Origin of the sequence: Aeromonas sp. QDB11 (genome assembly GCF_027705265.1) — a bacterium.
Lineage (GTDB): Bacteria > Pseudomonadota > Gammaproteobacteria > Enterobacterales > Aeromonadaceae > Aeromonas > Aeromonas allosaccharophila.
In genome coordinates, this window is the sequence record NZ_JAPDBM010000001.1 from 52,890 (window position 1) to 67,874 (window position 14,985).

Annotated in this window: 12 protein-coding genes; 3 read left to right on the forward strand and 9 right to left on the reverse strand. The window is 60.4% G+C overall.

The window, feature by feature from the left end:
* Positions 1-72: 72 nt before the first annotated feature.
* On the reverse strand, positions 73-810 hold the full coding sequence (pgeF, locus tag OKC40_RS00270) for a peptidoglycan editing factor PgeF (RefSeq protein WP_270793795.1): 738 nt from the start codon (positions 808-810) through the stop codon (positions 73-75).
* Between the two features lie 110 nt (positions 811-920).
* Entirely contained in the window at positions 921-1,901 is a 981-nt protein-coding gene (gene rluD, locus OKC40_RS00275; protein ID WP_042657303.1) for a 23S rRNA pseudouridine(1911/1915/1917) synthase RluD, read from the reverse strand.
* Between the two features lie 117 nt (positions 1,902-2,018).
* Between rluD and OKC40_RS00280 the strand changes: the two genes are divergently transcribed.
* Positions 2,019-2,774, forward strand: coding sequence for an outer membrane protein assembly factor BamD (locus OKC40_RS00280; RefSeq protein ID WP_042063791.1), 756 nt, complete (start codon positions 2,019-2,021; stop codon positions 2,772-2,774).
* 145 nt (positions 2,775-2,919) lie between these two features.
* On the opposite strand, the gene OKC40_RS00285 is transcribed toward OKC40_RS00280, so the two are convergent.
* The 7 genes from OKC40_RS00285 to yqhD all read right to left on the reverse strand — a co-directional run bounded on the left by OKC40_RS00285 (position 2,920) and on the right by yqhD (position 13,018).
* Positions 2,920-4,248 carry a CoA-disulfide reductase gene (locus OKC40_RS00285; protein ID WP_182970199.1) on the reverse strand — a complete coding sequence of 443 codons (1,329 nt, stop codon included), beginning with the start codon at positions 4,246-4,248 and terminating at the stop codon, positions 2,920-2,922.
* A 98-nt stretch (positions 4,249-4,346) separates the two neighbouring features.
* On the reverse strand, positions 4,347-5,747 hold the full coding sequence (locus OKC40_RS00290) for an L-cystine transporter (protein WP_042063787.1): 1,401 nt from the start codon (positions 5,745-5,747) through the stop codon (positions 4,347-4,349).
* Positions 5,748-5,880: 133 nt separating this feature from the next.
* Positions 5,881-7,167: an L-cysteine desulfidase family protein gene (locus OKC40_RS00295; RefSeq protein ID WP_270793796.1), complete on the reverse strand. Its 1,287-nt coding sequence runs from the start codon at positions 7,165-7,167 to the stop codon at positions 5,881-5,883.
* A gap of 282 nt (positions 7,168-7,449) precedes the next feature.
* Positions 7,450-8,226, reverse strand: a complete 777-nt coding sequence (locus OKC40_RS00300) for a substrate-binding periplasmic protein (protein WP_333563258.1) — start codon at positions 8,224-8,226, stop codon at positions 7,450-7,452.
* 98 nt (positions 8,227-8,324) lie between these two features.
* Positions 8,325-9,809 (reverse strand): Re/Si-specific NAD(P)(+) transhydrogenase subunit beta, encoded by a 1,485-nt coding sequence (pntB, locus tag OKC40_RS00305; RefSeq protein ID WP_185228107.1) that lies wholly within the window; start codon positions 9,807-9,809, stop codon positions 8,325-8,327.
* Between the two features lie 11 nt (positions 9,810-9,820).
* On the reverse strand, positions 9,821-11,347 hold the full coding sequence (pntA, locus tag OKC40_RS00310) for a Re/Si-specific NAD(P)(+) transhydrogenase subunit alpha (protein ID WP_270793798.1): 1,527 nt from the start codon (positions 11,345-11,347) through the stop codon (positions 9,821-9,823).
* A 507-nt stretch (positions 11,348-11,854) separates the two neighbouring features.
* Positions 11,855-13,018, reverse strand: a complete 1,164-nt coding sequence (yqhD, locus tag OKC40_RS00315; RefSeq protein ID WP_182970195.1) for an alcohol dehydrogenase — start codon at positions 13,016-13,018, stop codon at positions 11,855-11,857.
* A 157-nt stretch (positions 13,019-13,175) separates the two neighbouring features.
* On the opposite strand from yqhD, the gene OKC40_RS00320 reads away from it, so the two are divergent.
* Both OKC40_RS00320 and OKC40_RS00325 read left to right on the forward strand, forming a co-directional pair.
* Complete coding sequence (locus tag OKC40_RS00320; RefSeq protein ID WP_042657309.1) at positions 13,176-14,078, forward strand: AraC family transcriptional regulator; 903 nt, start codon at positions 13,176-13,178, stop codon at positions 14,076-14,078.
* A 17-nt stretch (positions 14,079-14,095) separates the two neighbouring features.
* Positions 14,096-14,608 carry a lipocalin family protein gene (locus tag OKC40_RS00325; protein WP_234601355.1) on the forward strand — a complete coding sequence of 171 codons (513 nt, stop codon included), beginning with the start codon at positions 14,096-14,098 and terminating at the stop codon, positions 14,606-14,608.
* The last annotated feature ends 377 nt before the right edge of the window (positions 14,609-14,985 follow it).

Here is a 14,985-nt window from a genome sequence, read left to right on the forward strand (position 1 = left end):
AGGCAGGATCCCCGCCTCTCTCATACGGATTTGGTCTTGAGAGAGACGGGGTATTACTTGGCGGGTAATTGCTTAGCGGGCCAACCAGATGAGGGAGGCCATGCGGCCGGTCTGACCATCGCGACGATAGGAGTAAAACTGCTCGCTATCGCTGAAGGTACAGTGCTCGCCGCCATAGACAGCATTCACCCTGGCGCGGGCCAGCCGCAACCGCGCCAGCCGGTAGATATCCGCCAGCCATTTCCCCTCATTGGCGGAAGGCACGAACGCAGCAGCCGCTTCGGCCTGCTCCGCCATAAAGGCCTCGCGCACCTCGCCACCCACTTCAAACGCAGCGGGGCCGATGGCCGGGCCAAGCCAGGCCAGGATCTCGCCCGGCTCGCAGCCCATGGCGGCGATGCTCGCCTCCAGCACCCCCTCTTTCAACCCACGCCAGCCAGCGTGGGCCGCAGCCACCACGGTACCGGCCCGATCGCAGAACAGCACCGGCAGACAGTCGGCAGTCATCACGATGCAGGCCAGCTGCGCCTCATGGGCACAAGCTGCGTCGGCATCCGGCGCCTGCTGATAATGGTTGCTGACCGGATGTACGACGGTGCCGTGCACCTGATTGAGCCAGTTAAGGGGGCCGGGGATGGCGGAGGCCTGCTGCAAGCGGGCGCGATTGGCTTCGACCCTGGCAGGTTCATCCCCCACGTGAGCCCCCAGATTGAGGCCGGCAAAGACCCCGTCACTGACACCGCCATCCCGGGTGGTCGACAAGGCTCTGACGTTGGCAGGTGCAGGCCAATCGGGTTCGATCCATTTCATCTGTGACTCCTTCAATTCACCGCTATAAAAAACGGGGCTCCTGCAAGGGAACCCCGTTTGGCATCTCTTCGGGCCGGATGACGGCAGAAACCGACGCAGGCCCTATTGCATCAGTTCCAGACCAGATCGTCCGGATTGGCGATAGTATCCGCACGCAGCACTTCCATCAGATCCACCATGTCCTGTGGTGTCTCGGAGTGCCACTGCATCACTTCACCCGTGATGGGGTGCGCCAGTTGCAGCATGGTTGCATGCAGCGCCTGACGGTTGAAGCTGCGCAGCATCTGGGTCAGCTCCGGCGTTGCGTTGCGCAGCAGGCGCAGACGGCCACCGTAGGCGGGATCGCCCACCAGCGGGTGCTTGATGTGCGCCATGTGGACACGGATCTGGTGGGTACGACCGGTCTCCAGACGCAGACGCAGACGGGTGTGGCCACGGAACTTCTCGTGCACCCGGTAGTGGGTCACAGAAGGACGACCATTGGGCACTACAGCCATATGGGTACGCTGGGTCGGGTGACGGCCGATGGGCGCATCAACCGTACCACCTGCGGTCATGTGACCGATGGCGATGGCTTCGTACTCACGGGTGATCTGGCGCGCCTGCAGCGCTTCCACCAGATGGGTCTGGGCGGGTACGGTCTTGGCAACCACCATCAGCCCTGTGGTGTCTTTATCCAGACGGTGCACGATACCGGCGCGGGGCACCTCGGCAATGCCGGGGTAGCGGTGCAGCAGGGCGTTGAGGATGGTGCCATCGGGCGTGCCTGCGCCCGGGTGAACCACCAGTCCGGCCGGTTTGTCGATCACCAGAATGTGTTCATCTTCATAAACGATGTTGAGCTCGATCTCCTGGGCATCCCAGCGGGTATCGGCTTCCAGCTCGACATTCACATGCACCTGTTGCCCGGCCAGAATTTTCTCGCGCGGGGTGTTGGCAACCTGACCGTCCAGGGTCACTCTGTCCTGTAAAATCCACTCCTTGATGCGGGTGCGGGAGTAGTCTGGAAACAATTCGGCCAGGGCCTGGTCGAGTCGCTGCCCGAATTGGTGATCCTGGAATTCGCCTGTCAGTTCAATATGCTGGCTCATGTATGGTCTCTTGAGCGGGGGGTATCAATTCGAAATAATCCGGGTATTCTAGCTTTTCTTTTAGCCAAGCATAACGGATACTTTGCCAATTTCGTGGAAATGGACCGGATGTTGTTGATGGGAAAGAAGTCTCACCTGCTGATGTCGCTCGCCTTGGTCGCTACCTTGATCACAGGCTGTTCCAGCACCAAACCCAAGGTACCCGACGAACCGCCGGAGACCCTGTACCAGAAAGCACGCCTCAAACTGGACGTTGGCAATTACGTGCAAGCCACTGAATTGCTGGAGGCTTTGGATTCTCGCTACCCGTTCGGCGCCTACTCCAACCAGGTGCAGCTTGACCTCATCTATGCCTACTACAAGCAGGATGATACCGCTCAGGCGATCGCCAATATCGACCGTTTTATCCGCCTCAATCCGGCGCATAAAAATATCGATTACGTCTTCTATATGCGCGGCCTGACCAACATGGCAGCGGATTACAACTTCTTCCAGAGCCTGTTCGGTATCGATCGGGACGACAAAGACCCGGCTTATGCCCGTCAGGCATTCCAGGACTTCAAGACCCTGCTGCAGAACTACCCCAACAGTGTCTATGCCGCCGATGCCCGTGCCCGCATGATTGGCCTGAAGAATCGTCTGGCCAGATATGACCTGAGCGTTGCCGAGTATTACGTGAAGCGTGATGCACTGGTCGCTGCCGCCAACCGGGCCAAGCTGATTGTCGAAACCTACCCCGACACAGCCGAAACCGAGAAGGCGCTGGAGATCATGGTCGAGTCTTACGACACGCTGAAGATGCCGCAGCTGGCCAAGCATGCCCGCGAAGTGCTGGCCAAGAACTTCCCGGAGAACCGCCTCGGCCGTGGCTGAGTGATACGGAACAACCGGTAACAAAAAACCGATGCCTTGGCATCGGTTTTTTTATCGCTGCAATTTAGCTCCTGATATTACCCGCAGAGGCTCTGCAGAGCAGCGGCAGCGTGACGGCGCCCTCCCTGCGCCGTCATCACAGCTTTTACTTCGCGACATTGCCCGCCACGTTCAGGGCATCCCAGGTGCGGGAGAAGGGCGGCGCGTAGGCAAAGTCCAGCATGCCGAGCTGCTCGGTGGTCACTCCCATGGTGATGGCGACCGCCAGCGCGTCGATGCGGTGTACTGCCCCCTTGCGACCGAGGATCTGGCCACCCAGCAGCCGCTTGCTGCCCGCCTCATAGACCAGTTTGACGTGGATGTCGGACTGGCCCGGGCAGTAGTTGGTGTGGCACTTGTCCTTGATCACCACGGTGCGATAGTCGATGCCCATCGCCTTGGCTTCCTGTTCCGAGAGGCCGGTACGGCCCGCCTCCAGTCCCAGCACCTTGAGTGCCGCAGAGCCGAGAGTGCCCGGGAACGTCTGCTCGGCGCCAGCCAGGTTTTCACCCACCATGCGGCCCAGCTTGTTGGCGATGGTGGCGAGCGGCACATAGACCTGCTGCTGCTTCACGCTGTGCCAGACGCTGGCACAGTCACCGGCTGACCAGACGTTGGCCAGCGAGCTGCGCCCCTGCCGATCCACCTTGATGGCGCCGTTGCCGAGCCGCTCGATGCCGGTGTCGGCCAGAAACTCGGTGTTGGGCTTGACCCCGGTGCAGACCACCACGATATCGGCCTCGTACTCGCCCTGGCTGGTTCGCACGCCGGTCACCCGTCCATCCCCCAGCAAAGCCTCGACTCGCTCACCCAGATGGAGAGAGACGCCCTGCTCGCGCAGTTCGGTTTCGATGTGCTGGGTGATCTCGCCATCAAACGCATCGGGGATGACCCGATCCGCCAGCTCGATGAGACGCACCTCTTTGCCCTGATGGACCAGCGCCTCGACCACTTCCAGCCCGATAAAGCCGGAGCCGATCACCACGGCGCGGCGATTGTTCTTGTCTTGCACCGCCGCTTTGAGCGCCAGCCCGTCGGCCATCCGGCGCAGGCCGAATACCCCTTGCTGCTGCAAACCCGGAATGGGGGGCATCACTTCGCGGGCACCGGTGGCGATCATCAGCCGATCGTAGTGATCGGTGAAGGTGTCGCCGTTATGCTCCACCTGCAGGGTCTGGGCAGCTGCGTCAACGCTCAGCACCCGATGACCAATCTTGACCTCGATCCCCTTGGCGGCGAACTGCTCGGGGGTGAACTCGGCCATGTAGCCGGGCTCCTGAAACTCGTCACCGACGAAGTAAGGCAGGCCGCAGGCACCGAAGGAGATCACCTCGGAGGCTTCATACACCACGATTTCGGCATCCTTGGCCAGACGACGTGCCTTGGCCGCCGCACTCATACCGGCGGCTTCGCCACCGATGATCAGAATTCTCATTGTTTTTCCTCTCAATGGCGCAGGGAGGGCATGCCCTCCCTGCGGTCTATGGCGGGAAAGGGTCGCCCCTTTCCACGCGCAGATCTACCAACGACAAATCAGACGGTGGACTCTTCGCCGTCGAGACTTACTTCGTGATCGCTGTTAAACACATGCATGTCGGTCTCGCCCATCAGGCGGCTGGTGACAGTCCCTGCGGTGATGGAGCCGGAGACGTTCAGCGCGGTACGACCCATGTCGATCAGCGGCTCGATGGAGATGAGCAGACCGGCCAGCGCCACCGGGAAGTCCAGTGCGGAGAGCACGATCAGCGCGGCAAAGGTGGCGCCACCGCCAATCCCGGCCACCCCGAAGGAGCTGACGGTGATGATGGCGATCAGGGTCATGATGAAGCCGGGATCCATCGGGTTGACCCCGACGGTCGGGGCAATCATCACAGCCAGCATGGCCGGATAGATACCGGCGCAGCCGTTCTGGCCGATGGTGGAACCGAAGGAGGCGGCAAAGTTGGCGATCCCCTCAGGAATACCCAGCGACTTGGTCTGGGTCTGCACGTTCATCGGGATGGAGCCCGCGCTGGTGCGCGAGGTGAAGGCAAACGCCAGCACCGGGGTGATCTTCTTGAGGAAGCGGGCCGGGTTGATGCCGACCATGCTCACCAGCAGCAGGTGTACCGCGAACATCAGCGCGATGGCGCCGTAAGAGGCCATCACAAAGCTAAGCAGGTTGATGATGTCAGCGTAGTTGGAGCCGGAGACCACCTTGGTCATCAGCGCCAGCACACCGAACGGGGTCAGGCGCAGCACCAGAGTCACCATGCGCATCACGATGGCATGGGCCACGGCCACGAAGTGGCTGAAGCTGGCGAAGATCTCCGGCTTCTTGCGGGCAATACCGGTGGCAGAGAGGCCGATGAAGATGGAGAAGATCACCACGGCGATGGTGGAGGTCTTTCGTGCCCCGGTCATGTCGAGGAAGGGGTTGGCAGGAATGAACTCCAGCATCATCTTGGCAAATGACATGCTCTCGACGCTGCCGAGGGTGGTCTGCAGCGCGGCGCCACGGGCGCTTTCGGCGGCACCGGAGGTGAGCCCTTCGGCGGTCAGGCCGAACAGATTGGACATCAGGATGCCCGCCCCGGCGGCGATGGCGGTGGTGAAGATCAGCACGCCGATGGTCATGGCGCTGATCTTGCCCAGCGCAGTGCCGCCATTGAGCTTGAGAATGGCACCGATGATGGAGACCATGATCAGCGGGATGATGATCATCTGCAGCAACTTGACATAGCCGCCGCCCACGATATCCAGATAGTCGATGGTCTGGACAATAACCGGTGAACCGGCGCCATAGAGCAGTTGCAGCGCGGCGCCGAACAGAATACCGAGCCCCAGACCGGCAAAGACCCGGCGGGTGAAGCTCACATGTTTTTCCTGTAACCGGTAGAGAAAGAACAGCAAGATGGCGGCGATGGCCAGATTGCCGATAACGCTAAATGTCATGGTATGACTCCCCAAAAAGCGGGCTTGCGCCCGAGAAACAAGAGCAAGCGCCATGCTTGCCCTGGCAACCGTGTCAGACGGTCTGCGCCGTCGTGACAAGAACAAGGGGGTCTATCGCCCCCTTGTCACAGATTCACTGCTTCTGCTGTTTCGCTCGCATGATGTTGATGATTTCGATGTCGGTATCCAGCATCCCCTGTTTGGAGAGGCGGCCCAGATTGGCAATGGTCTCGTCCACGTCATCGGAGACGATCCCCTCGCTCTGGGGGACATGCAGGTTGTTGATGGCCATCAGCGAGGACTTCACCGCTGCCGAGGTGGAGGTGGAAACCTTCATGGAGCAGGCGCTGCCCGCGCCGTCACAGATGATGCCGGAGACATCGCCAATCATGTTGTTGATGCAGTGGCTGATCTGCTGATACTGGCCGCCCAGCAGCCAGGTGATGGCGGCACCGGAGCCCATGGCGGCGGTACTGGCGGCGCACAGCGCCGACAGCTTGTTCTGATAGGTTTTGATGTAGATGGCCACCAGATGGCTCATCACCAGCGCCCTGGTCAGCTGCTCGTCACTCGCCTTGAGGAAGCGGGCGGCGGCGACCACCGGCATGGTGGCGGCAATGCCCTGATTGCCGGAGCCCGAGTTGGACATGGCGGGCAGCATGGCGCCATCCATCCGTGCATCGGAGGCGGCGGAAGAGAGGCGCATCGCCAACGTCATCAGGTCATCGGAGAGCAGCTTGCGCTCCACCTGCTCGGTGAGGATCTTGCCGATCTGCAGGCCGTAACCCTGCAACCCTTCATCTGCCAGCGCCTGATTCATGGTGGCGGCCTCGCGGATAAAGTCGATCTCCGCCAGCGGCACTTGCAAGGCAAAATCGACGATCTCCCGCAGGGTCATGGTCGGTTTGGCGGATTTGGCGGGCTGGATCTGCACGCCGGGGGCACTGTTCTGCTCCATCAGCACCTCGCCATCCTTCTCCATCAGGATGATGCGGGTGTGGTCGGTGCAGATCACCACCCGGGCGCTGTGGCCTGCAACTTCCGCCAGCACCTCGGCGTAGAGCACGTCCGGCACATCCTTCACATCCACCACAATGCAGGGCAGCAACGCCTTGGCCGCCTCGACCTGGGCCGGGGTGAGAGTCTTGAGCACCTCCAGCCCGGCATCGGGATTACCGCCGGTGATGCCGACCGCAGCCGCCACCGGCAGACCGATCATGCCGGTACCCGGCACCCCGACCCCCATGCCGTTCTTGAACAGGTTGCCACTGACCCAGACGCTGATGCGGGTCGGATCCTGCCCCAGCAGCTTGCGGCAGTTGGCCGCCGCCAGCGCCACCGACATCGGCTCGGTGCAGCCCAGGGCGGGCACCACTTCACGCTTGAGCAGGGTAATAAAGTCGGTCCATTGTGCGTTCATCTGTGCATTCTCATCTTGGTGGCGCAATGCCTGTTCATCGCCACAGGCAACAGCATGGCAAAAAAGGGTGACCCTGGGTCAACGTCAATCTGGGAGCGCGTCGCAGAGGCGTCGCGAGAGAGGTGGCAGCCCGATGACGGCCCCATGCAAATCAACTAAATTTGATACTAATATCAATAAAATCAAATTAAGTTGCGCAGCATCGCTTTTTTCAGCGTTATTATGCCCACCTTTTAACAAAGTGCGACAATTTGTGAAGTCGCGCACAGACGGCGCGATGACTCAGAGGTGATAGCGAGCCAGCAGCTGCTGATAGGCGGGTGTCTGCTTGAATGCTTTGAGCGCAGAGGAGAACTGGATGGCCAACTGATCGTGGCCGGGTTTGTGGGTAAACGCGAGGAAGTTGCGGTTGTCGTCGGTCAACAGGCGGCTACCATTGAGCACCTGATCCTGCAGCCCCTGGGTGCGCAGCAGATACCGACCGACCCGCTCGTTGAGCACCACCCCGTCCAGCCTGCCAGCCATCATCAGGTGCAACTGCTTGATCATGTTGCCATCGCCGGTCATGGCAACCCGGATGACCCCCTTATCGGCCAGAAAATCAGGGCTGTAGGCATAGTCGGCCTGAACGCCGATCCGCAGCCCCTTGAGGTCGGAGAGTTGCTCGAATTTCACCCGGCGATCCGCCGGATAGAAGAGCACTTCGCCGCTGAAAGAGAGCGGCTCTTCGGGATAGTGGAACCACTGCTGGCGGGAGGATTCAAAGAAGACGTCGAGTACCGCATCCCCCTGCTTGAGACGAGCCTGCTGCAATACCCGCTTCCAGGGCAGTACCCTCACCTCGGTGCGATAGCCCAGTTGCAGCAACACGGCGCGGGCCAGATCGAGATCGGCCCCCACCAGTTCGTCGTTGTCGCCACGCATCACATAAGGGGGCCACAGCTCGGTCAGTATGGTCAGGGTCGGGGGCTCGTCCGCCAGCGCGCTGCCGCCCAACACCAGCGAGGCCAACAGCCAGCCGCCTTGCCACCCTCGTCGCCACATCCGCCGCCAATCCATGGGCATATCTCCATACCGCCATGGTTTGAGAGTATACAATCCGGAGGTAATAAAAAAGGAGGCCGAAGCCTCCTTGATATTCACTCTCTGAATGGCACTTACAGTGCTTTCAGGATTGCCTCGACGCTGGCCTTGGCATCGCCAAACAGCATCTGGGTATTTTCCTTGAAGAACAGCGGGTTCTGGACACCGGCGTAGCCAGTGTTCATGGAGCGCTTGAAGCCGATGACGTTCTGCGCCTTCCACACTTCCAGTACCGGCATACCGGCGATCGGGCTGCCCGGATCTTCCATCGCAGCCGGGTTGACGGTGTCGTTGGCACCGATCACCAGCACGGTGTCGGTATCGGCGAAGTCGTCGTTGATCTCGTCCATTTCAAGCACGATGTCATACGGGACTTTCGCTTCCGCCAGCAGCACGTTCATGTGGCCAGGCAGACGACCGGCAACCGGGTGAATACCGAAGCGTACCTTGACGCCGCGATCACGCAGCTTCTGGGTGATCTCGGCAACCGGATACTGAGCCTGTGCCACCGCCATACCGTAGCCCGGGGTGATGATGACGGAGCTGGAGTTCTTCAGCAGGTCAGCCACTTCCTCGGCGCTGGTTTCGCGGTATTCGCCCATCTCCTGATCAGCCGTGGAGGCCACGCCATCGGAGCCGAAGCCACCGGCGATCACGGAGATGAAGGAGCGGTTCATCGCCTTGCACATGATGTAAGAGAGGATGGCACCGGAGGAACCCACCAGGGCACCGGTGACGATCAACAGGTCATTGGAGAGCATGAAGCCCGCTGCCGCTGCCGCCCAACCGGAGTAGGAGTTCAGCATGGAGACCACTACCGGCATGTCGGCACCACCGATGGAGGCAACCAGATGCCAGCCAAAGGCGAAGGCGATCAGGGTCATCACCAGCAGAGCGAAGGTGGAGCCACCGGCGTTGACGAAGTAGACCATCAGCGCCAGAGACGCGACCACGGCCAGAAGGTTCAGCTTGTGGCGGTGCGGCAGCATCAGCGGCTTGGAGGAGATAAGACCACGCAGCTTGCCAAACGCCACCACGGAACCGGTGAAAGTCACGGCACCGATGAAGACGCCGAGGAAGATCTCGACCAGGTGGATGTTCAGCATGGCGCCGGTCAGGTGCTCGACCTGGGCAACGCTGGCTGCCTGCTCGAACGCCGCACGGGCGGCTGCCAGAGTGGCATCCAGGTTGGAACCGACGGAGACAACCACTTCAGCCGGTGCGGAGGGGTGCAGATCGATGAAGCTGTTGAAGCCCACCAGCACTGCCGCCATACCCACGAAGCTGTGCAGCACAGCCACCAGCTCGGGCATCTCGGTCATTTCGACCTTGAGCGCCAGACGCACGCCGATGGCACCACCGATCACCATGGCCAGAATGATCCAGTGAACGCCACTGGTCTCCGGGTTGAACACGGTCGCGATCAGGGCGATGGCCATACCCGCGATACCGAACAGGTTGCCATGTTTGGCCGTCTCTTGCTTCGACAGTCCCGCGAGACTGAGGATGAAGAGCACGGCGGCAACGATATAGGATGCTGTTACCAGTCCTTGAGACACGTTAAACCCCCTTAATCCTTACGGAACATCTTCAGCATGCGCTGAGTGACGGTGAAACCGCCGAAGATGTTGATACTGGCAATCAGCACGGCGACGAACGCCAGCGCGGTGACCAGGGTCGACCCTTGCCCGATCTGCAGCAGCGCACCGACCACGATAATGCCGGAGATGGCATTGGTGACCGACATCAGCGGCGTATGCAGGGCATGCGAAACGTTCCACACCACGTAGTAACCGACCACACAGGCCAGGATAAATACGGTGAAGTGGGAGAGGAAGGCAGCCGGGGCAACGGACGCAATCCAGCCGAAGGCGGCGATGCCGAGGGCACCGAACACGAACTTCTTGTTGGAGGGCTTGGCCGCTTCTTTCTTGGCGGCCGGTTTGGCGGCAGCCGGTTTCTGCGGGGCGGCAGAGACGGAGATGGCGGGCGGCGGGAAGGTCACTTCACCGGCCTGGATCACCGTCATGTTGCGCTGAACCACGTCTTCGAAGTTGATGGCAACGTTGCCGTCCTTCTCCTTGCACATCAGCTTCATCAGGTTGACCAGGTTGGTACCGTAGAGCTGGGAGGATTGGGCAGGCAGACGACCCGGCAGATCGGTGTAACCGATCACCTTGACGCCGTTGTCGGTGACATGCAGTTCACCCGGCACTGTGTATTCGCAGTTGCCGCCAGCCTGAGCGGCCATGTCCACGATGACGGAGCCCGGCTTCATGCTGTCGACCATCTCTTTGGTGATCAGCTTGGGAGCCGGCTTGCCCGGGATCAGGGCGGTGGTGATGATGATGTCCACCTCTTTGGCCTGCTGGGCAAACAGCTCCATCTCGGCCTTGATGAACTCTTCGCTCATCACCTTGGCATAACCATCGCTGGATGCGCCATCTTCGCCACCGAAGTCCAGCTTGAGGAATTCCCCACCCATGGATTCGATCTGCTCGGCCACTTCCAGACGGGTATCGAACGCACGCACGATGGCGCCGAGGGAACCGGCCGTACCGATGGCGGCCAGACCGGCGACACCGGCACCGATCACCAGCACCTTGGCAGGCGGCACTTTACCGGCTGCGGTGATTTGACCGGTGAAGAAACGACCGAACTGGTGCGCAGCTTCAACCACGGCGCGATAGCCACCGATGTTGGCCATGGAGGAGAGGGCATCGAGGGACTGGGCACGGGAGATCCGCGGCACCATGTCCATCGCCATCACATTGATGTTGCGCTCGGACAGCTTCTTGACCAGCTCAGGGTTCTGGGCAGGCCAAATGAAGCTCACCAGAGTGGCACCATCTTTAATTTGTGCGATCTCGGCATCGGTCGGCGCATTGACCTTGAAGATAAGGTCGGCTTGCCAGACATTCGGCACCACGCTGGCACCGGCAGCCTCGAAGGCGGCATCATCGAAGCTGGCCAACCGGCCTGCGCCGGACTCGATGGCGACCTCGAAGCCGAGCTTTTTCAGCTGCTCGACGGTAGCCGGGGTCGCTGCGACCCGGGTCTCACCGGCGAGACTCTCTCTCGGTATTCCAATCTGCATGACTATTCCCTGATGGTTAATAAACAATCGCTGCCCAGTGTCTCACTTCTGACGAAACAAGACATGACCAAAGTGCAGGTCCAGGGCTCTTTGTTATGAAAATCAGTAGGCTTTACCTCAACCTCCTGTCATGGTCAGGCCCCCGCTTTTCAGGCGCGAAGGTGATTAGTATCAAATTTTGGAGTTTTATTACAACCGCAGTCCCGACGGCACTCGTACAGAATTCAGCCCATCCCTGGCTACGATTAAAAAAAACAAACCAAATTAGAGGCTTATACCAGTAAAAACGGCTGAAAAAAGTGATCCAACCAGTCAAAAAAAATGTTTTACCGGCCCTCTATCTTAGCGTTTTTTGTTCTTACGAAATCCGCTTTCGTCTCACTTCTCGCAACGAAACGCTGAAAAGTAACATTTTCCCAACAAAAGCGGGGCCGCTCAGCCGCCAGATGGCGGGAGAGGGCCCCGGCAATTCAATCGTTTCGCCCGTGTGGCGCCGATTGGCGGCCCTTACCAGGCCGCTTCATAAATATGCTGGCTCTGCACCAGATCGATATCGCTGTGCTCGCCCAGACGGGTCATGCCGTGCTCCCCCAGCTTGCCGATCAGGGTATCGATACCCAGATCTTTGAGGCCGTAGTCACGCAAGCGGGTCTTGACCCCCATCCGCTCGAAGAAGTCGCGGGTCGCGGCGATGGCATCGTCGATGCGCTCCGCTTCGCTGCCGCTGCGCAGACCCCACACCCGCTCCGCGTATTGCAGCAGTTTGGCATGCTTCTGTTTGCGCTTGGCCTGCAACAGGGCGGGCAGCACCGCCGCCAGAGTCTGGGCGTGGTCGAGACCATGCAGGGCAGTCAGCTCGTGACCCAGCATGTGGGTGGCCCAATCCTGCGGCACACCGGCACCGATCAGACCGTTCAACGCCATGGTGGCGCTCCACATGATGTTGGCGCGCACCTCGTAGTTGTGCGGCTCGGCCAGCGCCTTGGGGCCCTCTTCGATCAGGGTCAGCAGCAAGCCTTCGGCAAAGCGATCCTGCACCTTGGCATTGACCGGATAGGTGAGGTACTGCTCCACGGTATGGACGAACGCATCCACCACCCCGTTCGCCACCTGACGCTCGGGCAGGGTGTAGGTGAGCACCGGATCCAGCACGGCGAAGCGCGGCATCACGAAAGGCGAGAAGAAGTGCACCTTGTCGCCACTGCTGCGACGGGTGATGACGGCCCCCATGTTCATTTCGGAACCGGTCGCCGGCAGGGTCAGCACCGAACCGAGCGGAATGGCGGAGCGCACTTCGCTGCCGACGGTCTCGAGAATGTGCCAGGGCTCTTTGGCCAGATCGTAATGTGCGGCAGCGGCGATAAACTTGGTGCCATCGAGCACGGAGCCGCCGCCGACGGCGAGCAGGAAGTCGACCCGCTCGGCACGGGCCAGCTCCACGGCGCCCATCAGGGTCTCGTAGGCCGGGTTCGGCTCGATGCCGCCAAATTCAAACAGGGTCATGCCAGCCAGTTCGCTGCGGATCTGCTCCAGCAGGCCGCTGCGTATCACGCTGCCGCCGCCGTAGGTGATCATGACGCGGGCATCGCTCGGGAGCTGCTCGCGCAGCTGGGCGATCTGCCCTTGGCCAAACAGGATTTTGGTCGGGGTATGGAGCGTAAAGTTGTTCATCGACATTGCCTTCTTCTGATAGTGAGGGCGGCCAGGCCGCGAAATCATGATTGCATTTTTCTCCAGAACCACCCTACCATCAAGACAACATCCTGCTTTATTCTTGCCTATTTCTACAAAGCAGCGAAAACCGGAACAGTCGAATCAAAGAGCGCCCATGCCAAACCGTTACAGCGACCTCGCCGCCAGAGTGACCCGCCACGTCACCGCCCCCGGCATCACCCCCTCACCGGTGGAGCAGGTGAATTTCATCTATACCACCGAGTACCACGGTCGTACCCCGGTGCTCTACCAGCCGCGGATGATCGTGATCCTGCAGGGGCACAAGGTGGGTTATCTGGCGGATCAGGTGTTTCGCTACGACCCCAACCACTACCTGCTGATGACCTTGCCGCTGCCCTGCGAGTGCGAGTGCTTCGCCTCCCCCGAGCAGCCGCTGATCGGTTTTACCATCGAGATCAACATGGTCACCCTGCAAGAGCTGCTGCTGGAGCTGGGCGATGCCCTGCCCGCTCCCGCCCCGCAGAAGAGCGGCGTCCACTCGGTGCCCCTGTCGGAGGCGATGTTCTGCGCCGCCGAGCGGCTGATCGATTTGATGGACAACCCGCTGCACGCCAAGGTGCTGGGGCCGCAGACGGTGCGGGAGATGCTGTTCCACGCCCTCACCGAAGGGGGCGGCCCGGCGCTGCAGGCGCTCGCCAATCGCCACAACCATGTGGGCCAGATCGCCCGGGTGCTGCGTATGATAGAGTCCCGTTATGCCGACAACCTCACCATGGAGGAGCTGGCGCGGGAGGTGAACATGAGCGTCTCCGCCTTTCACCACCACTTCAAGGCGGTCACTGCCACCTCGCCGTTGCAGTACATCAAGTCGTTTCGGCTGCACAAGGCGCGGATGATGATGTTGCACGACGGCATCAAGGCGGGCACTGCGGCGGCCAGAGTCGGTTACGAGAGCAACTCCCAGTTCAGCCGGGAGTACAAGCGCTTCTTCGGCAGCACGCCGACGGATCAGGCCTCCCGCTTCCGGGATGGCCAGCTGCGCATCATCGAGGGATAACAAGAGAGGGATTACCTATGCGTTCACTGCTTTGCCTGTTCACCGCTTTGCTGCTGACGGCCTGTACCGGGATTGCCGACGGCATCCGCCCCGTCACCGGCTTCCAGCTCGATCGCTATCTCGGCACCTGGTACGAAATCGCCCGCCTCGACCACAGCTTCGAGCGGGGGCTGGAGCAGGTGAGCGCCACCTACAGCCTGCGCGATGATGGCGGCGTCAAGGTGCTCAACCGCGGCAAGCAGAGCGATGGCAGCTGGCGCGAAGCCGAAGGCAAGGCCTACTTCGTCGACAAGCCAGACGAGGCGCGGCTCAAGGTGAGCTTCTTCGGCCCCTTCTACGGCGGCTACAACGTCATCGATCTCGACCCCGACTACCAGCTCTCGCTGGTGACCAGCTACAACCACGACTACCTCTGGATCCTCTCCCGCTCTCCCAATCCGCCCAAAGCGAAGGTGGATGCGCTGATTGCCAAGGCGAAGTCGCTGGGCTTTGCCACCGACCAGCTGATTTGGGTCAAGCAGACCCCCTGAACCTTCAGCGGTGGCGACCCCTTCGCCACCGCACTCACCTGCCAGTCATATTTTCCTGCCTCCGGTCTCCAGCCACCTTTTCCGCCAAATATATAGACGGCATGTTGCTTATATATTACCAAATCGAATGGGCGGTTATTTATCAGGCAGCTGAACTGCCACGCCGGTATCGCTGACATATATCGGGAAAATCATGATGAATAATCAGCATTGATGCACATGGGTACCGTGATAATAGGACTCACCATTTACCAGCGCACGATAAATCAGCAAAAATGTGGTGTCATCAGCCATGCATCTCCTCGCAAACGCTTAATTGTTGCCATCCCTGTCTGCAGATGATAAACAACTCCATCATCAAAAATTACACATAAATA

What these genes read in the sequence shown, in the direction of transcription:
- yqhD (WP_182970195.1), bottom strand. Translation starts at nt 13,018, where the DNA reads ATGAACAACTTTACGCTCCATACCCCGACCAAAATCCTGTTTGGCCAA.
- OKC40_RS00280 (WP_042063791.1), top strand. Translation starts at nt 2,019, where the DNA reads ATGGGAAAGAAGTCTCACCTGCTGATGTCGCTCGCCTTGGTCGCTACC.
- OKC40_RS00300 (WP_333563258.1), bottom strand. Translation starts at nt 8,226, where the DNA reads ATGGATTGGCGGCGGATGTGGCGACGAGGGTGGCAAGGCGGCTGGCTG.
- OKC40_RS00295 (WP_270793796.1), bottom strand. Translation starts at nt 7,167, where the DNA reads ATGAACGCACAATGGACCGACTTTATTACCCTGCTCAAGCGTGAAGTG.
- pntA (WP_270793798.1), bottom strand. Translation starts at nt 11,347, where the DNA reads ATGCAGATTGGAATACCGAGAGAGAGTCTCGCCGGTGAGACCCGGGTC.
- OKC40_RS00320 (WP_042657309.1), top strand. Translation starts at nt 13,176, where the DNA reads ATGCCAAACCGTTACAGCGACCTCGCCGCCAGAGTGACCCGCCACGTC.
- rluD (WP_042657303.1), bottom strand. Translation starts at nt 1,901, where the DNA reads ATGAGCCAGCATATTGAACTGACAGGCGAATTCCAGGATCACCAATTC.
- pgeF (WP_270793795.1), bottom strand. Translation starts at nt 810, where the DNA reads ATGAAATGGATCGAACCCGATTGGCCTGCACCTGCCAACGTCAGAGCC.
- OKC40_RS00325 (WP_234601355.1), top strand. Translation starts at nt 14,096, where the DNA reads ATGCGTTCACTGCTTTGCCTGTTCACCGCTTTGCTGCTGACGGCCTGT.
- OKC40_RS00290 (WP_042063787.1), bottom strand. Translation starts at nt 5,747, where the DNA reads ATGACATTTAGCGTTATCGGCAATCTGGCCATCGCCGCCATCTTGCTG.
- OKC40_RS00285 (WP_182970199.1), bottom strand. Translation starts at nt 4,248, where the DNA reads ATGAGAATTCTGATCATCGGTGGCGAAGCCGCCGGTATGAGTGCGGCG.